We start from the raw sequence: 21907 nt of genomic DNA on the forward strand, positions 1-21907 counted from the left end.
CTCGGGAAATACTAGGAAGCAATCGTCATGCTGCTCGCCATCAAGGACTTCTTCAACAGCCTGCTCCTGAAGGAACTCTTCAAGGGTATGGCCCTGACCGGCCGCTATCTCTTCGCGCGCAAGGTCACCGTCCAGTTCCCGGAAGAGAAAACGCCTATCTCGCCGCGTTTCCGTGGCCTGCACGCGCTGCGCCGCTACCCGAACGGCGAAGAGCGCTGCATCGCCTGCAAGCTGTGCGAGGCCGTGTGCCCGGCGCTGGCCATCACGATCGAGTCGGACGTGCGTGCCGACGGCACCCGCCGCACCACGCGCTATGACATCGACCTGACCAAGTGCATTTTCTGCGGCTTCTGCGAAGAGGCCTGCCCGGTCGACGCCGTCGTCGAGACTCCGATCCTGGAATACCACGGCGAGAAGCGCGGCGATCTGTACTTCACCAAGGACATGCTGCTGGCAGTGGGCGACCGCTACGAGCCGCAGATCGCCGCGGCGAAGGCCGCGGACGCGAAGTACCGCTGATATCCGTTGGTGCCGGCGTAGCCGGTGCTGCAAGTGAATTTGAATCGGGCCTCGCAAGGGGCCAATGGAAGGATGCCGCAGGCGCGGACCACCCGGAAGGGAAGGGCTGTGCCAAAGGCCAAGAGAGGATCCGACACGGACCATGGAACTCACGACCACCATCTTCTACGTCTTTGCGCTGGTGCTGGTGCTCTCCGCACTGAAGGTCATCACCGCGAAGAATCCGGTGCACTCCGCACTGTTCCTCGTACTGTCGTTCTTCACGGCTGCGGCGATCTGGTTGCTGCTCAAGGCGGAATTCCTCGCCATCCTGCTGGTGCTGGTGTATGTCGGCGCGGTGATGGTGCTGTTCCTGTTCGTGGTGATGATGATCGATATCGACATCGAGCACCTGCGCCGGGACTTCTGGACCTACGTGCCGCTTGCTTCGGTGGTCGGCGCGCTGATCATCGCCGAGATGGCCGTCGTGCTGGTGCGCAACTTCATCGGCACGACTGCGCCGGTGGTGGCTGCCGGTTCGCAGGAGCCGGGTTACTCGAATACCGGCGCGCTCGGCAAGCTGATCTACAACGACTATATCTACGCCTTCGAAGTCGCCGGCATCATCCTGCTGGTGGCGATCATTGCGGCTACGGCGCTGACCCTGCGCCGCCGCAAGGACGTCAAGGGCCAGGATATCCCGTCGCAGCTGCGTACCCGTCGCGATGACCGCGTGCGCCTGGTGGCCATGGCGGCGGAAAGCCCTACCGCCCAGGCCGACGCCGCGGCTACTGCCAACAAGAACTAAAGCCACGGAGAAACGCTGTGCTCTCTCTCGCCCATTTCCTCGTGCTCGGTGCGATCCTGTTCGCGATCAGCATCGTCGGTATTTTCCTGAACCGCAAGAACGTGATCGTGCTGCTGATGGCGATCGAACTCATGCTGCTTGCGGTCAATATGAACTTCGTCGCCTTCTCGCACTACATGGGCGACCTGGCCGGACAGGTTTTCGTTTTCTTCATCCTCACGGTGGCCGCAGCCGAGTCGGCAATCGGTCTGGCAATCCTGGTCGTGCTGTTCCGCAATCTGGACACGATCAACGTGGACGACATGGATACCCTGAAGTACTGATCCATGACGTCCTGCGCAATGAACCAAGACTGCTCACCGCTCGCACACCAATAAGCGTCCTATGGCAACCACGCTCAACCCCAACCTGCTGCTCGCGATTGCGCTGGCGCCGCTAGTCGGCTCAGCCATCGCCGGCCTGTTCGGCACCAAGTTCTTTGGCCTGTTTTCCTCGGAGTCGCGCGGCGGCCGGATCGTGGCCCACACCGCGACGATTCTCGGCGTGGCCATTTCCTTCGGGCTGTCGGTGATGGTGCTGCTCGACGTGATGAACGGCGCGAGCTACAACGGCACCGTGTACGAGTGGATGGCCATCGGCGACCTGAAGATGGAGGTCGGCTTCCTGGTCGACTCGCTGACCGCGATGATGATGGTCGTGGTGACCTTCGTCTCGCTGATGGTGCACATCTACACCGTCGGCTATATGGAAGGGGACCCCGGCTACAACCGCTTCTTCTCGTACATCTCGCTCTTCACCTTCTCGATGCTGATGCTGGTGATGAGCAACAACTTCCTGCAGCTGTTCTTCGGCTGGGAAGCGGTGGGCCTGGTGTCGTACCTGCTGATCGGCTTCTGGTACACCCGCCCGACCGCGATCTTCGCGAACCTGAAGGCCTTTCTGGTGAACCGCGTCGGTGACTTCGGCTTCATCCTGGGCATCGGCCTGCTGCTGGCCTACAGCGGTAGCATGAACTATACGGACGTGTTCGCCGCCCGCGAGAAGCTGGCGACGGTGATCTTCCCGGGCACCGACTGGATGATGCTGACGGTTGCCTGCATCTGCCTGTTCATTGGTGCCATGGGCAAGTCCGCCCAGTTCCCGCTGCACGTCTGGCTGCCCGACTCGATGGAAGGCCCGACCCCGATTTCCGCGCTGATCCACGCCGCCACCATGGTGACGGCCGGCATCTTCATGGTCAGCCGCATGTCGCCGCTGTTCGAGCTGTCGGACACGGCGCTGTCGTTCGTGCTGGTGATCGGCGCGATTACCGCGCTGTTCATGGGCTTCCTCGGCATTATCCAGAACGACATCAAGCGCGTGGTCGCGTACTCGACGCTGTCGCAGCTCGGCTACATGACCGTGGCGCTGGGCGCTTCGGCTTATTCGGTGGCCGTGTTCCACCTGATGACGCACGCGTTCTTCAAGGCACTGCTGTTCCTCGGTGCGGGCTCGGTCATCATCGGCATGCACCACGACCAGGACATCCGCAACATGGGCGGCCTGCGCAAGTACATGCCGATCACCTGGATCACTTCGCTGGTCGGTTCGCTGGCGCTGATCGGCACGCCGTTCTTCGCGGGCTTCTACTCCAAGGACTCGATCATCGAGGCCGTGGCGGAGTCCCACATCGCCGGTTCGGGCTTTGCCTACTTCGCCGTGCTGGCCGGCGTGTTCGTGACCGCGTTCTACTCGTTCCGCATGTACTTCCTGGTCTTCCATGGCAAGGAGCGCTGGGGCCAGAACCATGCTCACCATGGCCACGAAGGCGACCACGAGGACGAGGAGGTCTCGCATGACCACCACCATGGCCTGGCTGCCGGCGAAAAGCCGCACGAGTCGCCGTGGGTCGTGACGCTGCCCCTGGTGCTGCTGGCCATTCCGTCGGTCATCATCGGTGCCATCGCCATCGAGCCGATGCTGTTCGGCGAGTTCTTCAAGCACGGCGTGGCGTTCAAGGACGTGATCTTCGTCGGCGAGAACCACCACGCCATGAAGGAGCTGGAAGAAGCCTTCCACGGCTGGGTGCCGATGGCGATCCATTCGCTGACCACCCCGGTCCTGTGGCTGGCCATTGCCGGTGTCGTGCTGTCGTGGTTCTTCTACATGAAGCGCCCGGATATTCCCGAGGCGATCAAGAACCGCTTCTCGGGCTTGTACACGCTGCTCGACAACAAGTACTACATGGACGCCATCAACCAGGCCGTGTTCGCACGCGGTGCCCGCCTGCTGGGTACCGGCCTGTGGAAGGGTGGCGACCAGAGCTTCATCGACGGCCTGTTCGTCAATGGTTCGGCGCGCGTGGTGGCTTCGTTTGCCGCTGCCAGCCGCTACCTGCAATCGGGCTACATCTACCACTACGCATTCGCGATGATCGTGGGCATGCTGGTGCTGCTGACGCTCACCATCTCGGGCGTGATCGGCACCAAGTGATAGGCACCGAGTAAGGAAAACAAAGAAATGGTTCTGTCTTTCGCAATCTGGCTGCCTATCTTCTTCGGCTTGCTGGTACTGGCCTCCGGCTCGGACCGCAGTGCCTGCTACGTGCGGTGGATGTCGCTGTTCGGCTCGATCGTCAGCTTCATCGTCACGCTGCCGCTGGTATTCCACTTCGACAAGTCCACAGCCGCGATGCAGTTCGTGGAGAAGTCGACCTGGATCGAACGCTTCAACATCCAGTACTACCTGGGCGTTGACGGCATTTCGATGTGGTTCGTCGTGCTGACGGCCTTCATCACCGTGATCGTCGTGATCTCGGCCTGGGAAGTGATCACCGAGCGCGTGGCCGAGTACATGGCCTCGTTCCTGATCCTGTCGGGCCTGATGGTCGGCGTGTTCGCAGCACTCGATGGCGTGCTGTTCTACACGTTCTTTGAGGCGACCCTGATCCCGATGTACATCATCATCGGCGTGTGGGGCGGCCCGAACCGTGTCTACGCAGCCTTCAAATTCTTCCTGTACACGCTGCTGGGCTCGCTGCTGACCCTGATCGCGCTGCTGTACCTGTACAACAAGACCGGTACCTTCGAGATCCTGCAGTGGCATCAGGCCAAGCTGTCGATGAACGAGCAGATCGCGCTGTTCATTGCCTTCCTCATGGCTTTCGCGGTCAAGGTCCCGATGTGGCCGGTGCACACCTGGCTGCCCGACGCCCACGTGGAAGCACCAACCGGCGGTTCCGTGGTGCTGGCCGCGATCATGCTGAAGCTGGGTGCCTACGGTTTCCTGCGGTTCTCGCTGCCGATCGCGCCTGATGCAAGCCACTCGCTGGCCGGGTTCATCATAACGATCTCGCTGATCGCCGTGATCTACATCGGCCTGGTGGCGATGGTGCAGGCCGACATGAAGAAGCTGGTGGCGTATTCGTCGATCGCGCACATGGGCTTCGTGACGCTCGGTTTCTTCATCTTCAGTGAAATCGGCGTCGAGGGCGGCATCGTGCAGATGATCTCTCACGGCTTCATCTCGGGCGCGATGTTCCTGTGCATCGGCGTGCTGTACGACCGCGTGCATTCGCGCCAGATCGCCGACTACGGCGGCGTGGTGAACACCATGCCGAAGTTCGCCGCGCTGTCTGTGTTTTTTGCGATGGCCAACTGCGGCCTGCCGGCTACCTCCGGTTTCGTCGGCGAGTTCATGGTGATCCTGGGCTCGGTGGAATACAACTTCTGGATCGGCCTGCTCGCGGCCACCGCCCTGATCCTCGGCGCAGCCTATTCGCTGTGGATGGTCAAGCGCGTGATCTTCGGCGATATCGTGCACCAGCACGTCCGCGAACTGGTGGACCTGAACAAGCGCGAATTCGTGATGCTGGGCCTGCTCGCCATCATGACGCTGTACATGGGCCTGCACCCGAAGCCCTTCACCGACGTGATGCACGCCTCGGTGGTCAACCTGCTGTCCCACGTGGCGCAGTCCAAGCTGTAATCGGGGAGAGATAACACTATGCAACCGTCCTCGACTCTCGCCCCTGTGGCGCCGATTATTTTCCTGGCGATCGCGATCGCCGCGGTCAACTGGATCGACCTTGCCCGGGGCAAGGGCAAGCAAAGCGTCGCCTACCCGCTGTCGCTGCTGTTCACGCTGGTGCTGACCGTCTGGTTCGGCATCAATGCGTCGACCGGCGAGACGCACTACGCCTTTGCCAACCTGGTCGTGATCGACCCGCTGGCCAACGTGCTGTCGGCGTTCTGTTCGGCTGGCCTGTTCCTGACGCTGGTCTATACCCGCAACTATCTGGCTGACCGCGACATGTTTGCCGGCGAGTTCTACCAACTGGCGCTGTTCGCGCTGGGAGGCCAGATCGTCATGATCACCGGCAACAACTTCCTGACCCTTTACCTGGGCCTGGAGTTGCTGTCGCTGTCGTCGTACGCGCTGGTGGCGCTGCGCCGCGAATCGCGCGTGACGTCGGAATCGGCCATGAAGTATTTCGTGCTGGGCGCGCTGGCTTCCGGCTTCCTGCTGTACGGCATTTCGATGATGTACGGCGCGACGGGTTCGCTGAACCTGGGCGAAGTGTTCCGCGTGGTCGAATCGGGCCGCGTCAACACGACCATGCTGGCCTTCGGCGTGGTGTTCATCGTTGCCGGGCTGTCGTTCAAGCTGGGGGCCGCGCCGTTCCACATGTGGATCCCGGACATCTATGAAGGCTCGCCGACCGCGGTGACGCTGCTGATTGCCGGCGGCCCGAAGGTGGCGGCATTCGCGCTGATCGTGCGCGTGCTGGTGGAAGGCCTGCTGCCGCTGGCCGCCGACTGGCAGACGATGCTGGTGCTGCTGGCCATCCTGTCGCTGGCGATCGGCAACCTGACCGCCATCGTGCAGACCAACCTGAAGCGGATGCTGGCGTATTCGACCATCTCGCACATGGGCTTCGTCCTGCTGGGCATGCTCTCCGGCGTAGTGGCCAACAAGGCGGATGGCGCCGCCAACGCGTACAGCGCGTCGATGTTCTACTCTGTCACCTACCTTCTGACCACGCTTGGCACCTTTGGCCTGATCCTGCTGCGCACCAACAAGGGCTTCGAAGCAGAGACGCTGGAAGACCTGAAGGGCATGTCGCGCCGCAACCCGTGGTTCGCTTTCCTGATGCTGGTGATGATGTTCTCGCTGGCCGGCATTCCGCCGACGGTGGGCTTCTATGCCAAGCTGTCGGTGCTGGAAGCCGTGGTGAAGGCCGGTATGAGCTGGCTTGCCGTGGTGGCGGTGATGTTCTCGCTGATCGGCGCGTTCTACTACCTGCGCGTGGTCAAGCTGATGTACTTCGATGCACCGGCTGGCGAAGAGCCGCTGGAGGCAACCACCGGCCTGCGTTCGATGCTGAGCCTGAACGGCGCGGTGGTGATCCTGCTGGGTATTTTCCCGGCGGCGCTGATGAACCTGTGCTACCAGGCCATCCGCGCAACGCTCGCCTCGTGATCGTTCGAGGCAGCAAGACATGAGTTCCCCGGCGGGCGGCTGGTTTGTCATCTTGTTGGCACTGGTTTGTGCCAACCTGCCGTTCGTCAACCAGCGCCTGTTCGCGGTGATCCCGCTGCGCTGGAGCCGCAAGCCGCTGTGGTTGCGGCTGCTGGAACTGATCTGCTGGTATGCGGCAGCCGGCCTGGCCGGCTTTGCGGTGGAGGCGAGCCTTGGCAATGCCTTTCCGCAAGGCTGGCAGTTCTATGCCATCACCGCCTGCATGATGCTGGTGTTCGCCTTCCCCGGCTTTACCTGGCAGTACCTCGTCAAACACCGCACGGCCTGAAGCCGGTCATGAAGCCGCCGGGCGTGCCAATCACCCGGAGTGCTCATGACGGAAAAGATCCAGGACAACCTCGCCCCGCCAGCAGGCGATGAAGGGCTCAAGGAAGTCTGCGTTGCTTCGGCAACCGTCCATCGCGGCAAATTCCTCACGCTGAAGCAAGACATCGTCCGCCTGCCCGACGGCAAGCAGACCGGCCGCGAGTACGTGGTGCATCCCGGCGCGGTCATGATGATTCCGCTGTTCGACGACGGCACCGTGCTGATGGAGCGGCAATTCCGCTACCCGGTTGGCGAAGTCATGCTCGAATTCCCGGCCGGCAAGCTCGATCCACAGGAAGGCGCATTGCGCTGCGGCGAGCGCGAGCTCGAAGAAGAGACTGGCTACAGCGCGGCGCGCTGGGATTACCTGACCCGGATCCACCCGGTGATCTCCTATTCGACCGAATTCATCGACGTGTTCCTCGCACGTGACCTGACTGCAGGGCAGGCGAAGCTCGATGACGGGGAATTCCTCGAAACCTTCATCGTCCCGGCCGGCCAAGTGCTGGACTGGGTGCGCCAGGGCCGCATTACCGACGTGAAGACCATCATCGGCGCGTTCTGGCTGGAGAAGGTAATCTCGGGGGTCTGGCAACCCGGTGAGCAGCCGCTTCAGTCTTGAAGCGCTGAAGAAAAACGGCGATAGCCGGCCAAGAACTGAACGGTATGCTTTGGGCGCCACATGAATGCGGGAAATCCCTTTGGGTAAAAATTAGCACGACCGTTCACAAAATTCGGATTCACGGATACTATTGACTTTGACGGGCTGGAAAGATCATGAAGGTGCTCGACCTGCGCTGTGCGCAAGACCATCGTTTCGAGGGCTGGTTTTCCTCTGAGGACGATGCGCAGTCGCAAATCGCAAGTGACCTCGTCCACTGCCCGGTCTGTGGTGACCATGCCGTGAGCCGGCTGCCGAGCGCGCCGCGCCTGAATATCTCGGGTGCGACGCAGGCGCAGCGCGGCCAGGCGAAGGGAGGGCAGGCGGCGCCAGCGCCGGCCGCCCTGGAAGCCTTGCAGGCGGCCTATATGAAGGCCGTGCGGCAGGTGATGGCGCAGACCGAGGACGTGGGCGACCGCTTTGCCGAAGAGGCCAGGCGCATGCATTACGACGAGGCGCCGGAGCGCGGCATCCGCGGTTCGGCTTCCGCGGAGGAAGTGCAGGCGCTGGCGGAAGAGGGCATCGAAACATTCCCGCTCGTGGTGCCGGATGCGTTGAAGCAGACGGCTCACTGAATTGCGTCCTGTGCCCGTGGTTGTCGGCGCAAGACGCGCAGGCAGAACTACTTGCCGGCACCGTGCCGGCATCACTGGAGACGGGCATGGATCTCAATTACTCGGCGTCCGACAACGCCTTCCGCGAGGAAGTGCGTAGCTGGCTGGAAGCCAATCTGCCGGCGGATATCCGCGGCAAGGTGCTCAACCATCGCCGGCCGAACCGCGACGACCTGGTGCGCTGGCACAAGATCCTGGCGGGCAAGGGCTGGTCGGCACCGCACTGGCCGGTGCAATACGGCGGCACGGGCTGGAACGCCACGCAGCGCCACATCTGGGACGAGGAAAACGCCCGCGTCGGCGCCCCTGGCGTGTTGCCCTTCGGCGTTGCCATGGTCGCGCCCGTGATCATGAAGTACGGCAACGAGCAGCAGAAGTCATACTACCTGCCGCGCATCCTGGACTGCACCGACTGGTGGTGCCAGGGCTACTCCGAGCCGGGCTCGGGCTCCGACCTGGCCTCGCTCAAGACCCGTGCCGAGCTGACGCCGGACGGCAAGTACTACATCGTCAATGGCCAGAAGACCTGGACCACGCTCGGCCAGCACGCCGACATGATCTTCTGCCTGGTCCGCACCGACCCCGAAGCCAAGAAGCAGGAAGGCATCTCGTTCCTGCTGATCGACATGAAGACGCCGGGCATCACCGTGCGTCCGATCATCATGCTCGACGAAGAGCATGAGGTGAACGAAGTGTTCTTCGACAACGTCAAGGTGCCGGTGGAAAACCGCGTTGGCGAGGAGAACAAGGGCTGGACCTACGCCAAGTACCTGCTCGGCCATGAGCGCACCGGCATCGCCCGCGTGGGCGCGTCCAAGCGCGAACTGGGCTTCCTGAAGCGTGTCGCGCGCCAGCAGCAGAAGAATGGCAAGCCGCTGCTGGAGGATCCGGTGTTCGGCGCCAAGGTTGCCGCGCTGGAAATCGAACTGATGGCGCTGGAGATCACCGTGCTGCGCGTGGTGTCGAGCGAAGCGGCAGGCAAGGGGCCCGGCCCGGAAGCCTCGATGCTGAAGATCAAGGGTACCGAGATCCAGCAGTTGCTGACCGAGCTGATGGTCGAAGCCGTCGGCCCGTACGCGCAGCCGTTCGATCCGGCTTACCTGGAGTGCGAGCACGAGCATGCGGTGACCGGCTACGACGACGCCGCCCCGCTAGCCGCCTACTACTTCAACTATCGCAAGACCTCCATCTACGGCGGGTCCAACGAAATCCAGCGCAACATCATCAGCCAGATGATCCTGGGGCTGTGAGGAGACACGGAACATGAACTTCAATCTCAGCGACGAACAGAAGCAGCTGGCTGATGCCGTACGCCGTTTCATCGACAAGGACTACGACTTCGAGTCGCGCAAGAAGCGCTACGAAAGCGAGGCCGGCTACGGTGAATCCGCCTGGGGCTCGCTGGTCGAGCTTGGCCTGACCGCGCTGCCGGTGCCGGAAGCGCAGGGCGGCTTCGCGGGCAAGGCGCTGGACATGATGGTGGTGCAGCAGGAACTCGGCCGCGGCCTGATCGTCGAGCCGTACCTGGCGACCGTCGTGGGCGCCTATGCCCTGGGCCTGGCCGGTGGCCAGGAGGCGCTGCTGGAGCAGGTGGCTGGCGGCGAACTCAAGCTTGCCGTGGCCTTCAACGAGCCGCAGGCACGCTACGAGCTGAACAACGTGCGCGTGACGGCCCGCGACGGCAAGCTCAACGGCCGCAAGACCGTGGTGCTGCACGGCGGCCAGGCCGACAAGCTGATCGTGTCGGCACGCACCAGCGGCGCGGACACAGACCAGGACGGTATCTCGCTGTTCCTGGTCGATGCCAGGGGCGCCGGCGTCAGCATCAAGGACTACCGCACCATAGACAACCTGCGCGCGGCTGATATCACGTTCCAGGATGCGCCCGCCCAATTGCTGGGCGAGGCCGGCAAGACCTTCGCGCAGATCGAGCAGGTGGCCGACTACGCCGCGGTACTGCTATGCGCCGAGGCCGTTGGCGTGATGGACACGCTCAACGCCGCAACGCTCGAATACGCCAAGACCCGCCAGCAGTTCGGCGTGGTGATCGCACGCTTCCAGGCGCTGCAGCACCGCATGGTCGAGATGTTCATCCAGGCCGAGCAGTCGCGCTCGATCACGCTGCTGGCCGCGGCCCGCTTTGAAGAGGTGACGCCGGAAGAGCGCCGCCGCTACGTCTCCGCTGCCAAGGCCCGCGTTGGCCAGGCCGCGCGCTACGTAGGTCAGGAGGCGGTGCAGATCCACGGCGGCATGGGCGTGACTAACGAACTGCCGGCCGCGCACATGTTCAAGCGCCTGACGCTCATCAACACCACGTTCGGTGACGTCGACCACCATCTTGGCCGGTTCGCCGGCCTGGCAAGCTTCCAGGAAGCTGCCTGATCCAGCGATGCCAATCGAAACCGCGCCGTAGTCCCAGGCGCGGTTTTTTCTTTGTGCGATGTTAGGGGCGGGTTCGGCAAATACGGACGCGCGCCGCCACCCGCCATGCGATCATCGCGATGACAAGTCAACAGCCAGCGACTACGGAGACACAACCGATGCTGTATTTCGAGGACTTTGAAGTCGGCAGCCGCCGCGAACTTGGCTCCTACCTCGTCACCGAGGAAGAGATCCTCAGCTTTGCCCGCCAGTACGACCCGCAGCCCTTCCATATCGACAAGGACGCCGCCGCCAAGAGCATCTATGGCGGGCTGATTTCCAGCGGCTGGATGACATGCTCGATCATGATGCGCCTGCTGGTGCTGAGCACCACCGGGAAGGCCGCCAGCATGGGCTCGCCGGGCGTCGACGAGATCCGCTGGCTGAAGCCGGTCTATGCCGGCGACACGCTGACTGTCGTGCTCAATGTGCTGGATACCCGGCCGTCGCAATCGAAGCCGGACCGCGGCGTGGTGCATACCCAGTGGGAAGCCACCAACCAGCGCGGCGAACTGGTCTGCACGGTCAAGGGCATGGGCATGTACGGCCGCCGCCCCGCCTGAAACCGCACCTACTACTTAAACACCGAGGAGATAGCCGACATGCGTACCATCGCATCGCTCGAAGAACTGGAAAGCCTGCAAGGGCAGGAGGTCGCCGTCAGCGACTGGATGGAGATCACCCAGGAGCAGGTGAACCTGTTTGCCGAGGCGACCGGCGATCACCAGTGGATCCACGTCGACGTGGAACGCGCCAAAAAGGAATCGCCCTATGGCGGCCCGATCGCGCACGGCTTCCTGACGCTGTCGCTGGTGCCCAAGTTCATGCACAACGCGCTGCACATGCCGTCGAAGATCGGCGTGAACTACGGCCTGAACCGCGTGCGCTTCACCGCGCCGGTGCCGGTGGGCAGCAAGCTGCGCGCCCGCATCAAGCTGCAGAAGGTCGAGCGCCTCGATCCGCTGCCGAAATCTCCCGAACTGATCGGTGCGCAGTCGACCTGGGAAGTGACGATCGAGCGCGAGGGCAGCGACCGCCCGGTGTGCGTGGCGGAGTCCATCAGCCGCCGCTACGGCTGAAGTACTGTTGTTTTGTTGATACAGGAAGAAAAGGGCTGCCGAAAGGCAGCCTTTTTCAATTTTTGATGGTAATGAGGACACTGCAACACATTTTCAGTGCTTGCAACGGCGCTTATTACAATTGTCCGTTTTTCTGAACAGTGTGTTCTGTGTCGTTGGGTTTACCCGTAATGCTGCATTGCGGTACAGTCGCGCCCACGATGTTTTACGTGTTGCACATTCCGGCCGGAAACCGCGCTTGCTCACAAGGCAGGCCTGCCGGGAAGTGCAAAAACTTCGTGGTTCAACGCTACCCGGCCGCAGTCTTGAGCCGGGACCGTTCGCGGTTTCGGCCATCAGGTGCCGCAGTGCCACCGCCTAAGGCGGGCCGCTCGCGCAGTCGTCAGTTGTCCTTCCGTGTTCATGGCGTTGTCAGGCCGCATGGTCACCCGGCGTTAGATCCGCCAGACCGCAACGCCAGCTAAGGACACGTCCTTCCGGTTTTCCCTCAGCCCAACGCCTCTTGCTTCCGGCATCAGGCGGTGAAGCCGCGCTTTGCCCAAGCGCAGCCTAACCAAACCAGTCGTGACATGAAGAAACCCATACTGCCGCGGTGGACGCGGTCCCTGCCAAGCCTCGGCCTGCTCTTGCTGCTCGCCGGCTGCAACATGACGCTGCTCGACCCGAAAGGGCAGGTAGGCGTCGACATCAAAGGCATCATCCTGATCGCCACCTGGCTCATGCTGCTGGTGGTGGTGCCGGTGATCTTCCTGACGCTGGTGTTTGCCTGGAAGTACCGCGCGAGCAATACCTCGGCGCGCTATGAGCCCGACTGGTCGCACTCGACCGCGATCGAAGTCGTGGTGTGGCTGATTCCCTGCCTGATCATCATCGCGCTGGGCATCATCACGTGGAAGTCTTCGCACGACCTGGATCCGTACAAGCCGCTGGAATCCAAGCAGAAGCCGATCACCGTCGAGGCGGTCGCGATGAACTGGAAGTGGCTGTTCATCTATCCGGAACTGAAGATCGCGACGGTCAACCAGATCGCGTTCCCGGTGGGCACGCCGGTGAACTTCAAGATTACGTCCGATTCGATCATGAACTCCTTCTTCATCCCGCAACTGGGCAGCCAGGTTTACGCCATGGCCGGGATGGAGACCAAGCTGCACCTGATTGCCAACGAGGCCGGTACGTATGACGGCATGTCCGCCAACTACAGCGGTGGCGGTTTCTCAGGCATGAAGTTCAAGGCGACGGCCATGTCGAACTTCGAGTTCGACCAGTGGGTCGCCAAGGTGCGCGCGTCCGAACGTCAGCTCGCCAGCGCGGACTACAAGGTCCTGGCCAAGCCGAGCGAAGCGGAACCGGTGGCCTACTACGGCAAGGTCGAAGACGGCCTGTTCACCGGCATCCTGCACCAATACATGGGCAACGACGGCCACGCCATGGCCCGCGAAGGCTTTGATGGCGGCCCGGTCTGCACGTCGCGTAACACGCTCGGCGAAGAGCGGGTGTCCATGGCCACGCCGGCCAAGCCGGCGCTGGGCGCGCAATCCTAGGAGCAATGATGTTTGGCAAATTGAGTTTGTCGGCGATTCCGTTTCATGAGCCGATCATCATGGTCACACTGACCTGCGTCGCCCTTGGCGGGCTGGCGCTGTTCGGTGCGATCACCTACTTCAAGAAGTGGAACTACCTCTGGAACGAGTGGTTCACCTCCGTCGATCACAAGAAGATCGGCGTGATGTATTGCCTGGTTGCGCTGGTCATGCTGTTGCGCGGCTTTGCCGACGCGGTCATGATGCGCACCCAGCTGGCGCTTGCCACGAACGGTGCCCACGGCATTCTGCCGCCGGAACACTACGATCAGATCTTCACCGCCCATGGCGTGATCATGATCTTCTTCGTGGCCATGCCGCTGATGACGGGCCTGATGAACCTCGTGGTGCCGCTGCAGATCGGCGCGCGCGACGTGGCCTTCCCGTTCCTGAACACGCTGTCGTTCTGGCTGTTCGTGGCCGGCGCCATGCTGGTGAACGTCTCGCTGGGCGTCGGCGAATTCGCCCGCACCGGCTGGCTGGCCTACCCGCCGCTGTCCGGCCTGGACTACAGCCCGGGCGTGGGGGTGGACTACTACCTCTGGTCCTTGCAGATATCGGGGTTGGGTACGCTGCTGACCGGCGTGAACTTCCTGGTGACCATCCTGAAGATGCGCGCCCCGGGCATGACCCTGATGCGCATGCCGGTGTTCACGTGGACCGCCCTGTGCACCAACGTGCTGATCGTGGCCGCTTTCCCGGTGCTGACCGTGTCGCTGGCGCTGCTGGGCCTGGACCGCTACTTCGGCATGCACTTCTTCACGAACGATGGTGGCGGCAACGCCATGATGTACGTGAACCTGATCTGGATCTGGGGCCACCCTGAGGTCTACATCCTGGTGCTGCCGGCGTTCGGCATCTTCTCTGAAGTCATCGCTACGTTCTCGGGCAAGAAGCTGTTCGGCTACAAGGGCATGGTGTATGCGACCGCGGCCATCATGGTGCTGTCGTTCATCGTGTGGCTGCACCACTTCTTCACGATGGGCTCCGGCGCCAACGTCAATGCGTTCTTCGGCATCACGACCATGATCATCTCCATCCCGACCGGGGTGAAGATCTTCAACTGGCTGTTCACCATGTACCGCGGCCGCGTGCAGATGACCACGCCGGTGCTGTGGACGCTGGGCTTCATGATCACCTTCGTGATCGGCGGCATGACCGGCGTGCTGATGGCCGTGCCGGCAGCCGACTTCGTGCTGCACAACAGCCTGTTCCTGATCGCCCACTTCCACAACGTGATCATCGGCGGCGTGCTGTTCGGCTACCTGGCCGGCATCACCTACTGGTGGCCGAAGGCGTTCGGCTTCAAGCTGAACGAGCGCCTGGGCAAGTACGCGTTCTGGTGCTGGCTGGTGGGCTTCTACTTCGCCTTCATGCCGCTGTACGTGCTGGGCCTGATGGGCATGACCCGCCGCCTGAACCACACCGACAACCCGGCCTGGACGCCGTGGCTGCACCTGGCCGTGGTTGGCGTGGTGTTTGTCGCGCTGGGCGTCTTCTTCCAGGTGCTGCAGATCGCTGTGTCGATCCGCGACCGCAAGAAGCTGGCCGACGTGACGGGCGACCCGTGGGGTGGCCGCACGCTGGAATGGGCCACGTCGTCGCCGCCGCCGTTCTACAACTTCGCGCACACCCCGGTCGTGCGTGACCTGGACGCGTTCGCCGACATGAAGGCCCGTGGCGAGAAGCTGCCGACCAGCGGCTACGAGCAGATCCACATGCCGAAGAACACCGGCGCCGGCTTCTACATGGGCGCGTTCAGCCTGGTGCTCGGCTTTGCCCTGACCTGGCACATCTGGTGGCTTGCCGCCGTGGGCCTGGTCGGCATGGTGGTGGCGTTCATCCGCCGCGCCAACGACGACCACATCGACTACTACGTGCCGGCCGCCGAGGTCGAGCAGATTGAAACGCGCCAACTGCAGCGCATTGCATCGCAGGCCTGATGACCATGTCGACAGAAGTCCTTGATCGCTTCGGGGCGGCGCAAGCCCCCGCGCACGCGCACTCGCATGACGAGGCGCACGACCACGCGCATCACCACGACACCAGCGAGAACACCGTCTTCGGTTTCTGGCTGTACCTGATGAGCGACTGCATCGTGTTCGCGTGCCTGTTCGCCGCCTTCGCCGTCCTGCGCGGCGAAGTGGCGGGCGGCCCGTCGGGCAAAGAGCTGTTCGAGCTCAATTACGTGCTGGGCGAGACCTTCATCCTGCTGTTCTCGTCGATCACGTACGGCTTTGCGATGATCTCGCTGCAGAACCGCTCGAAGGGGCGGGTGCTGGTCTGGCTGGCTATCACCTTCCTGCTGGGCGCCGCGTTCATGTACATGGAAATCAACGAGTTCCATCACCTGATCGCCGAAGGCGCCGGCCCGAACCGCAGCGCGTTCCTGTCGTCGTTCTTCACGCTGGTGGGCACCCACGGCCTGCACGTCGCAAGCGGCATGGTGTGGATGCTGGTCCTGATGTGGCAAGTCAGCAAGAAGGGCCTGACCCCGGTGATGTCCAAGCGCCTGAACTGCCTCAGCCTGTTCTGGCACTTCCTGGACATCGTCTGGATCGGCGTCTTTACCGTGGTCTACCTGATGGGGGCAATGTAAATGGCACAGCAACACGCAGCGTCCGCACACGCGGAGTCGCACGGCCACAGCAGCTTCAAGTCCTATGCGATCGGCTTCGTGCTGGCGGTGATCCTGACCGTCATCCCGTTCAAGATCGTGATGGACGGCACCATGGACCGCGGCACGATGCTGCTGATCGTCCTCGGCATGGCCGCGGTGCAGGTCGTCGTCCACCTGAAGTACTTCCTGCATATGGACGGTTCGAAGGAACAGCGCTGGAACGTGATGTCGTTCCTGTTCACGCTGCTGATCCTGTTCATCGTGCTGGCCGGCTCGCTCTGGATCATGCACAACATGAACGCGAACATGATGCCGTGGATGGTGAAGTAATCGTCTTTCGGCATTGAGTGAACGGGGCCTTCGGGCCCCGTTCGTGTTTGTGGCGGTGCATCACGCACCGCGGCGCCGCCTTCCCCGGCGGCGGCTTCCCCAACTCGGCGCGGTCTGCGGCCCGCCTGCACCCGATTGCGCCGTGCACGATGGCGGTGCGTGGCCATCCACCCCAGCGCAGCACCAGCGTGGTGCTTCCGCGCGTAATCTCCCAGGGAATTGTCTCTCGCCGGTCGCCCGGCGGCGTCCGGCCGTGGGCGCGTCGCCCGGCATGCCATGGCACGCTAGTTGCAGATGCATCACCCGGGGTGCGTTGAGTCCCGTAACCACACGACAAACTGGGAGCTGCAATGAAACGACGTGACATGCTGAAGCTGTCGGCGGTAGCCGCCGCGGCGATGATCAGCGCCAGCCCGCTGGCGATGGCGCAGTCCAAGGAGCCGATCAAGGTCGGCATCCTGCATTCGCTGTCCGGCACCATGGCCATTTCCGAGACGTCGCTCAAGGACGTGGCGCTGATGACCATCGACGAGATCAACAAGAGCGGCGGTGTGCTTGGCCGCAAGCTTGAGCCCGTGGTCGTGGATCCGGCATCGAACTGGCCGCTGTTCGCCGAGAAGGCGCGCCAGTTGATTACCAAGGACAAGGTCGCTGTCACGTTCGGCTGCTGGACCTCCGTGTCGCGCAAGTCGGTGCTGCCGGTCTATGAGGAACTGAATTCGCTGCTGTTCTACCCGGTGCAATATGAAGGCGAGGAGATGTCCAAGAACGTCTTCTATACCGGCGCGGCACCTAACCAGCAGGCGATCCCGGCCGTTGAGTACCTGATGAGCAAGGAGGGCGGCGGCGCCAAGCGCTTCTTCCTGCTGGGCACCGACTACGTCTACCCGCGCACCACCAACAAGATCCTGCGTGCGTTCCTGAAGAGCAAGGGCGTGGCGGACAAGGACATCGAAGAGGTCTACACCCCGTTCGGCCACAGCGACTACCAGACCATCGTCGCCAATATCAAGAAGTTCGCGCAGGGCGGCAAGACAGCCGTGATCTCCACCATCAACGGCGATTCCAACGTGCCGTTCTATAAAGAGCTCGGCAACGCCGGCCTGAAGGCCAAGGACGTGCCGGTGGTGGCCTTCTCGGTGGGCGAGGAAGAACTGCGCGGCATCGACACCAAGCCGCTGGTGGGCCACCTGGCGGCATGGAACTACTTCATGTCGGTCAAGAACCCCGAGAACGAGGCGTTCAAGAAACAATGGGCGGCCTGGGTCAAGGCGAACAACCTGCCCGGCGGCGACAAGCGTGTGACCAATGACCCGATGGAAGCCACCTATGTCGGCATCCACATGTGGGCGCAGGCCGTGAAAAAGGCCGGTACGACCGATCCGGACAAGGTGCGCGCCGCCATGTATGGCCAGACCTTCAAGGCTCCGGATGGCTTCACGCTGACCATGGGTGACAACCATCACCTCTACAAGCCGGTGATGATCGGCGAAGTGAAGGGCGACGGCCAGTTCACGGTGGTATGGAAGACGGCCAAGCCCATCCGCGCGCAGCCGTGGAGCCCGTTCATCTCCGGCAACGAAGGCAAGCCGGACAAGGTGATGTAAGGCAGCCAGCCGCTGCACCCCTGGCGGGCGCGCACCGCCGGCTCTCCGTTGCCGGCTGGTGGCGGTGCGGGCCAGCCAGGCCGGGGGTTCCCAGAAAAAAGCAGGCGCGGCCACGCGCCGCCCAATCGCCAGCACCTATGTCCCAATCGTTACCGAAGATCGCCATGTCGTGGCTGCGCGCCATGCTGGCTGCGCTGCTGCTTGCGGCGCCACTATGGGCCGCCGCCGCGGGCGCATTGACGCAGGCCGACCTCAAGCCATTGGCCGAGGACGATTTCGATGCCAAGACCGCGGCCTTGTCCGCGCTGGCCAAGGCCCCGGCCGAGCAGGCCGGTCCGATCCTCAAGGCATTGCAGGACGATACGCTGCAATATGCGCCATCGGTGGGCATGGTGCGCCAGGAAGGTGACAAGGCCGTCGATGCGATCACCGGCAAGCCGGTGACGGTCAAGGCCGATGAACTGGAGTCGCTGACCCTGAACAACAGCCTGCGCGCGATCGTCGATAGCGCTGCAAGCAGTTTCCTGCTGCAGTCGCCCGATATCTCGGTACGCACGCAGGCGATCAATACCCTGTACGACCAGCCCGAGAACGCTTCGCGTGCCGGCGTGGAAGCCGCGCGCAAGGCCGAGGCCGATCCCGGCCTGCGTGCCCGGCTGGACGTGATCTGGGCCACGACCGTGCTCGCGGAAGAGGCGAAGCCCGATGACGCGGCGCAGCGTGAGGCGCGGCTCGAAGCCATCCGCATCCTCGGCCGCGACAGCAATCCGCAAAGCCGCCAGAAGCTCGCGCCGCTGGTCGAGCGCGGCAGCGACGGCAAGTACCGCGAGTCCGATGTCGAGGTGCGCGTCGCCGCGCAGCAAGCCCTCGATGCGCTGCGCAGCGATCAGCGCCGCTCGGAGCTGGTCGGCAACCTGTTCGCGGGCCTGAGCCTGGGTAGCGTGCTCCTGCTGGCCGCGCTGGGCCTGGCGATCACCTACGGCCTGATCGGCGTCATCAACATGGCGCATGGCGAATTCCTGATGATTGGCGCCTATGCAACCTACGTGGTGCAGACGCTGTTCCGCACCTATGCGCCCGGTGCGTTCGACTGGTACCTGCCCGCCGCGCTGCCGGCGTCGTTCCTGGCGGCTGGCATCGTCGGCTTCGTGCTCGAACGGCTGGTGCTGCGCCATCTCTATGGCCGCCCGCTGGAGACGCTGCTGGCTACGTTCGGCGTGAGCCTGCTGCTGATGCAGGCGGTACGCACGCTGTTCGGCGCGCAGAACGTTGAAGTGGCCAATCCCGCGTGGATGAGCGGCGGCGTCGAATGGATGCCGGGTCTCGTGATTCCCTACAACCGCATCGTGATCATCCTGTTTGCGCTGGCCGTCGTTGCAATCGCGTGGGCAGTGCTCAACCGTACGCGCCTCGGCCTGTTCGTACGGGCCACGACGCAGAACCGGACCATGGCCGCGTGCGTGGGCGTGCGCACCTGGAAGGTCGACAGCTACGCGTTTGCATTCGGCGCGGGCATTGCCGGCCTGGGCGGCTGCGCGCTGTCGCAGATCGGCAATGTCGGCCCGGACCTGGGCCAGGCCTACATCATCGATTCCTTCATGGTCGTGGTGCTCGGCGGGGTGGGGCAACTGGCCGGTACCATCGTCGGCGCCTTCGGGCTGGGCATCATCAACAAGTTCATCGAGCCGTTCTATGGCGCGGTGCTGGCCAAGATCTTCGTCCTGGTGCTGATCGTGCTCTTTATCCAGAAGCGGCCGCAGGGACTTTTTGCGCTCAAGGGGCGCAGCGCGGAGGCATGATGCAGAGCGTTCATTCCAACTCCCCCGTCACGCCGTTCCGGCTTGCCGTGCCCGAGCGCCAGCCGCTTTTCACGCGGCAAGCCTGGGCAATGCTGGCGATACTGACGCTCGTGGTGGCGGTCGGTGTGCCGGTGTGCGCGCTGCTGGTGCCCGAAGGCCATCCGCTGCATCTGTCGGCGTATGCGCTGACGCTGGTCGGCAAGATCATGTGCTTCGCGCTCGCGGCGATCGCGCTGGACCTGGTGTGGGGCTACTGCGGCATCCTGAGCCTTGGCCATGGCCTGTTCTTCGCGCTGGGCGGCTATGCGATGGGCATGTACCTGATGCGCGCCATCGGCCGCGAAGGCGTGTACAAGAGCGACCTGCCGGACTTCATGGTGTTCCTCGACTGGAAGGAGCTGCCGTGGTTCTGGCATGGCACCGAGCACCTCGGCTATGCACTGCTGCTCGTGGTGCTCGTGCCCGGCGTGCTGGCATGGCTGTTCGGCTTCTTCGCGTTCCGCTCGCGCATCAAGGGCGTGTACCTGTCGATCATCACCCAAGCCATGACGTATGCGGCGATGCTGCTGTTCTTCCGCAACGAGACCGGCTTCGGCGGCAACAACGGGTTCACCGACTTCAAGCGCATCGCCGGCTTTGCCATTGCCGCGCCGCAGACGCGCACGGCGCTGTTCGTGCTGACGTTCCTGGCGTTGATCGCCGGGTTCGTGGCGTGCCGCTATATCGTGACGTCCAAGCTGGGCCGTGTGGTCACAGCGGTGCGCGATGCCGAGATGCGCGTGATGTTCTCGGGCTACAACCCCCTCGGCTACAAGCTGTTCGTGTGGACGTTCTCGGCCGTGCTGTGCGGCATCGCCGGTGCGCTGTACGTGCCGCAGGTGGGCATCATCAATCCAGGAGAGATGTCGCCGGGCAATTCGATCGAAATGGCGGTGTGGGTCGCCGTGGGCGGCCGCGGCACGCTGCTCGGGCCGGTGATCGGCGCGTTCCTGGTCAATGGCGCCAAGACGATGTTCACGGCGTACTTCGCCGAATACTGGCTGTTCCTGCTCGGCGCGATGTTCGTGCTGGTCACGCTGTATCTGCCGGATGGCGTGATCGGGCTGTGGAAGCGCCTGCGCGAACGCGGCAGCCGCGCGACGCCGGCGGCGCCCGCGCCCGCGGAAGCCGTATCCAGTCCCGCCGCCGTGGCAGGACGTACCGGAGGTGAAGCATGAATGCCGCGCTCGAATACGGCCAGGCGGAAAGCGGCAATGCCACGGGACTTGGCCGCGTGGTGGAGCCGGGCACGATCGATGTCTCGCATGGTCCCATCCTCTACCTGGAAGACCTGACGGTGCAGTTCGACGGCTTCCGCGCGCTCAACAGGCTGAGCCTGTCGATCGACCACGGCGAACTGCGCTGCGTGATCGGCCCCAACGGCGCGGGCAAGACCACGATGATGGATGTCATCACCGGCAAGACCGGCCCGCGCAACGCCAACGTGAGCGGCCGCGTGTTCCTGGGCCAGACCATCGATTTGATGCGCATGACCGAGCCGCGCATCGCGCAGGTCGGCATTGGCCGCAAGTTCCAGAAGCCGACGGTGTTCGAACAGCATGCCGTCTGGGAAAACCTGGAACTCGCGATGAAGGCCGACAAGCGCTGGTGGTCGTCGCTGCGGGCGCGGCTGACCGGGGAAGGGCATCGGCGCATCGAGGAAACGCTGGCGCTGACCGGGCTGGAAGACGAAGCCTACCGTCCGGCAGGCTTGTTGTCGCATGGCCAGAAGCAGCGGCTGGAAATCGGCATGCTGCTGATGCAGCAGCCGCAGCTCCTGCTGCTGGATGAACCCGTGGCCGGCATGACCGATGAGGAAACCATGCAGCTCGCCGCGCTGCTGAACAGCCTGCGAGGGAGCTGCTCGATGATGGTGGTCGAGCACGACATGGAGTTCGTCGCGGCGCTGGCCGGCGACGAGGGCAGGGTCACGGTGCTGGCGGAAGGCAGCGTGCTGGCCGAAGGCACGCTCGACAGCGTCAAGCGCGACGAGCGCGTGATCGAATCCTACCTGGGAAGATAGCC

The 21907-nt window shown here is 63.3% G+C and carries 21 protein-coding genes; all 21 read left to right on the forward strand.

The features are described 5' to 3' along the window. The first annotated feature begins 27 nt into the window (after positions 1 to 27). The 21 genes from nuoI to urtD all read left to right on the forward strand — a co-directional run bounded on the left by nuoI (position 28) and on the right by urtD (position 21905). A complete protein-coding gene (gene nuoI, locus LDO29_RS02335) occupies positions 28 to 519 on the forward strand; it encodes an NADH-quinone oxidoreductase subunit NuoI (RefSeq protein ID WP_011297152.1) in 492 nt (163 codons plus the stop codon). 142 nt (positions 520 to 661) lie between these two features. Then, positions 662 to 1306: an NADH-quinone oxidoreductase subunit J gene (locus tag LDO29_RS02340; RefSeq protein ID WP_224078176.1), complete on the forward strand. Its 645-nt coding sequence runs from the start codon at positions 662 to 664 to the stop codon at positions 1304 to 1306. A 17-nt stretch (positions 1307 to 1323) separates the two neighbouring features. Next, positions 1324 to 1629 carry an NADH-quinone oxidoreductase subunit NuoK gene (nuoK, locus tag LDO29_RS02345; RefSeq protein WP_011297154.1) on the forward strand — a complete coding sequence of 102 codons (306 nt, stop codon included), beginning with the start codon at positions 1324 to 1326 and terminating at the stop codon, positions 1627 to 1629. A gap of 61 nt (positions 1630 to 1690) precedes the next feature. After that, on the forward strand, positions 1691 to 3778 hold the full coding sequence (nuoL, locus tag LDO29_RS02350) for an NADH-quinone oxidoreductase subunit L (RefSeq protein WP_224078177.1): 2088 nt from the start codon (positions 1691 to 1693) through the stop codon (positions 3776 to 3778). Between the two features lie 27 nt (positions 3779 to 3805). After that, a complete protein-coding gene (locus tag LDO29_RS02355; RefSeq protein WP_224078178.1) occupies positions 3806 to 5272 on the forward strand; it encodes an NADH-quinone oxidoreductase subunit M in 1467 nt (488 codons plus the stop codon). An 18-nt stretch (positions 5273 to 5290) separates the two neighbouring features. After that, on the forward strand, positions 5291 to 6766 hold the full coding sequence (gene nuoN, locus LDO29_RS02360; RefSeq protein WP_224078179.1) for an NADH-quinone oxidoreductase subunit NuoN: 1476 nt from the start codon (positions 5291 to 5293) through the stop codon (positions 6764 to 6766). A 19-nt stretch (positions 6767 to 6785) separates the two neighbouring features. Continuing rightward, positions 6786 to 7094, forward strand: a complete 309-nt coding sequence (locus LDO29_RS02365) for a DUF2818 family protein (RefSeq protein WP_011297158.1) — start codon at positions 6786 to 6788, stop codon at positions 7092 to 7094. Positions 7095 to 7139: 45 nt separating this feature from the next. Then, positions 7140 to 7754, forward strand: a complete 615-nt coding sequence (locus LDO29_RS02370) for an NUDIX domain-containing protein (RefSeq protein ID WP_224078180.1) — start codon at positions 7140 to 7142, stop codon at positions 7752 to 7754. A 155-nt stretch (positions 7755 to 7909) separates the two neighbouring features. Further along, positions 7910 to 8368, forward strand: coding sequence for a DUF1178 family protein (locus tag LDO29_RS02375; protein ID WP_224078181.1), 459 nt, complete (start codon positions 7910 to 7912; stop codon positions 8366 to 8368). An 86-nt stretch (positions 8369 to 8454) separates the two neighbouring features. Further along, positions 8455 to 9657 carry an acyl-CoA dehydrogenase family protein gene (locus LDO29_RS02380; protein WP_224078182.1) on the forward strand — a complete coding sequence of 401 codons (1203 nt, stop codon included), beginning with the start codon at positions 8455 to 8457 and terminating at the stop codon, positions 9655 to 9657. 13 nt (positions 9658 to 9670) lie between these two features. Continuing rightward, a complete protein-coding gene (locus LDO29_RS02385) occupies positions 9671 to 10789 on the forward strand; it encodes an acyl-CoA dehydrogenase family protein (protein ID WP_224078183.1) in 1119 nt (372 codons plus the stop codon). Between the two features lie 158 nt (positions 10790 to 10947). Continuing rightward, a complete protein-coding gene (locus LDO29_RS02390; RefSeq protein WP_224078184.1) occupies positions 10948 to 11391 on the forward strand; it encodes a MaoC family dehydratase in 444 nt (147 codons plus the stop codon). A 39-nt stretch (positions 11392 to 11430) separates the two neighbouring features. Beyond that, positions 11431 to 11907 (forward strand): MaoC family dehydratase, encoded by a 477-nt coding sequence (locus LDO29_RS02395; protein ID WP_224078185.1) that lies wholly within the window; start codon positions 11431 to 11433, stop codon positions 11905 to 11907. Positions 11908 to 12476: 569 nt separating this feature from the next. Continuing rightward, positions 12477 to 13448, forward strand: coding sequence for a ubiquinol oxidase subunit II (gene cyoA / locus LDO29_RS02400; protein ID WP_224078186.1), 972 nt, complete (start codon positions 12477 to 12479; stop codon positions 13446 to 13448). A gap of 8 nt (positions 13449 to 13456) precedes the next feature. Then, positions 13457 to 15430, forward strand: a complete 1974-nt coding sequence (cyoB, locus tag LDO29_RS02405; RefSeq protein ID WP_224078444.1) for a cytochrome o ubiquinol oxidase subunit I — start codon at positions 13457 to 13459, stop codon at positions 15428 to 15430. Positions 15431 to 15435: 5 nt separating this feature from the next. Beyond that, positions 15436 to 16086 (forward strand): cytochrome o ubiquinol oxidase subunit III, encoded by a 651-nt coding sequence (gene cyoC, locus LDO29_RS02410; RefSeq protein ID WP_224078445.1) that lies wholly within the window; start codon positions 15436 to 15438, stop codon positions 16084 to 16086. Further along, on the forward strand, positions 16087 to 16437 hold the full coding sequence (gene cyoD / locus LDO29_RS02415) for a cytochrome o ubiquinol oxidase subunit IV (RefSeq protein WP_224078187.1): 351 nt from the start codon (positions 16087 to 16089) through the stop codon (positions 16435 to 16437). Positions 16438 to 16787: 350 nt separating this feature from the next. Then, a complete protein-coding gene (gene urtA, locus LDO29_RS02420; RefSeq protein ID WP_211951526.1) occupies positions 16788 to 18044 on the forward strand; it encodes an urea ABC transporter substrate-binding protein in 1257 nt (418 codons plus the stop codon). Between the two features lie 137 nt (positions 18045 to 18181). Beyond that, positions 18182 to 19843, forward strand: coding sequence for an urea ABC transporter permease subunit UrtB (gene urtB / locus LDO29_RS02425; RefSeq protein ID WP_224078188.1), 1662 nt, complete (start codon positions 18182 to 18184; stop codon positions 19841 to 19843). Then, positions 19843 to 21060: an urea ABC transporter permease subunit UrtC gene (gene urtC, locus LDO29_RS02430; RefSeq protein WP_224078446.1), complete on the forward strand. Its 1218-nt coding sequence runs from the start codon at positions 19843 to 19845 to the stop codon at positions 21058 to 21060. The genes urtB and urtC overlap by 1 nt, the downstream gene beginning before the upstream one ends. Further along, entirely contained in the window at positions 21057 to 21905 is an 849-nt protein-coding gene (urtD, locus tag LDO29_RS02435; RefSeq protein WP_224078189.1) for an urea ABC transporter ATP-binding protein UrtD, read from the forward strand. Before urtC ends, urtD begins: the two co-directional genes overlap by 4 nt. The last annotated feature ends 2 nt before the right edge of the window (positions 21906 to 21907 follow it).

Source organism: Cupriavidus laharis, from assembly GCF_914271435.1.
Classification (GTDB): domain Bacteria; phylum Pseudomonadota; class Gammaproteobacteria; order Burkholderiales; family Burkholderiaceae; genus Cupriavidus; species Cupriavidus laharis.

What these genes read in the sequence shown, in the direction of transcription:
- nuoI (WP_011297152.1), top strand. Translation starts at nt 28, where the DNA reads ATGCTGCTCGCCATCAAGGACTTCTTCAACAGCCTGCTCCTGAAGGAA.
- LDO29_RS02340 (WP_224078176.1), top strand. Translation starts at nt 662, where the DNA reads ATGGAACTCACGACCACCATCTTCTACGTCTTTGCGCTGGTGCTGGTG.
- nuoL (WP_224078177.1), top strand. Translation starts at nt 1,691, where the DNA reads ATGGCAACCACGCTCAACCCCAACCTGCTGCTCGCGATTGCGCTGGCG.
- LDO29_RS02355 (WP_224078178.1), top strand. Translation starts at nt 3,806, where the DNA reads ATGGTTCTGTCTTTCGCAATCTGGCTGCCTATCTTCTTCGGCTTGCTG.
- nuoN (WP_224078179.1), top strand. Translation starts at nt 5,291, where the DNA reads ATGCAACCGTCCTCGACTCTCGCCCCTGTGGCGCCGATTATTTTCCTG.
- LDO29_RS02365 (WP_011297158.1), top strand. Translation starts at nt 6,786, where the DNA reads ATGAGTTCCCCGGCGGGCGGCTGGTTTGTCATCTTGTTGGCACTGGTT.
- LDO29_RS02370 (WP_224078180.1), top strand. Translation starts at nt 7,140, where the DNA reads ATGACGGAAAAGATCCAGGACAACCTCGCCCCGCCAGCAGGCGATGAA.
- LDO29_RS02375 (WP_224078181.1), top strand. Translation starts at nt 7,910, where the DNA reads ATGAAGGTGCTCGACCTGCGCTGTGCGCAAGACCATCGTTTCGAGGGC.
- LDO29_RS02380 (WP_224078182.1), top strand. Translation starts at nt 8,455, where the DNA reads ATGGATCTCAATTACTCGGCGTCCGACAACGCCTTCCGCGAGGAAGTG.
- LDO29_RS02385 (WP_224078183.1), top strand. Translation starts at nt 9,671, where the DNA reads ATGAACTTCAATCTCAGCGACGAACAGAAGCAGCTGGCTGATGCCGTA.
- LDO29_RS02390 (WP_224078184.1), top strand. Translation starts at nt 10,948, where the DNA reads ATGCTGTATTTCGAGGACTTTGAAGTCGGCAGCCGCCGCGAACTTGGC.
- LDO29_RS02395 (WP_224078185.1), top strand. Translation starts at nt 11,431, where the DNA reads ATGCGTACCATCGCATCGCTCGAAGAACTGGAAAGCCTGCAAGGGCAG.
- cyoA (WP_224078186.1), top strand. Translation starts at nt 12,477, where the DNA reads ATGAAGAAACCCATACTGCCGCGGTGGACGCGGTCCCTGCCAAGCCTC.
- cyoB (WP_224078444.1), top strand. Translation starts at nt 13,457, where the DNA reads ATGTTTGGCAAATTGAGTTTGTCGGCGATTCCGTTTCATGAGCCGATC.
- cyoC (WP_224078445.1), top strand. Translation starts at nt 15,436, where the DNA reads ATGTCGACAGAAGTCCTTGATCGCTTCGGGGCGGCGCAAGCCCCCGCG.
- cyoD (WP_224078187.1), top strand. Translation starts at nt 16,087, where the DNA reads ATGGCACAGCAACACGCAGCGTCCGCACACGCGGAGTCGCACGGCCAC.
- urtA (WP_211951526.1), top strand. Translation starts at nt 16,788, where the DNA reads ATGAAACGACGTGACATGCTGAAGCTGTCGGCGGTAGCCGCCGCGGCG.
- urtB (WP_224078188.1), top strand. Translation starts at nt 18,182, where the DNA reads ATGTCCCAATCGTTACCGAAGATCGCCATGTCGTGGCTGCGCGCCATG.
- urtC (WP_224078446.1), top strand. Translation starts at nt 19,843, where the DNA reads ATGCAGAGCGTTCATTCCAACTCCCCCGTCACGCCGTTCCGGCTTGCC.
- urtD (WP_224078189.1), top strand. Translation starts at nt 21,057, where the DNA reads ATGAATGCCGCGCTCGAATACGGCCAGGCGGAAAGCGGCAATGCCACG.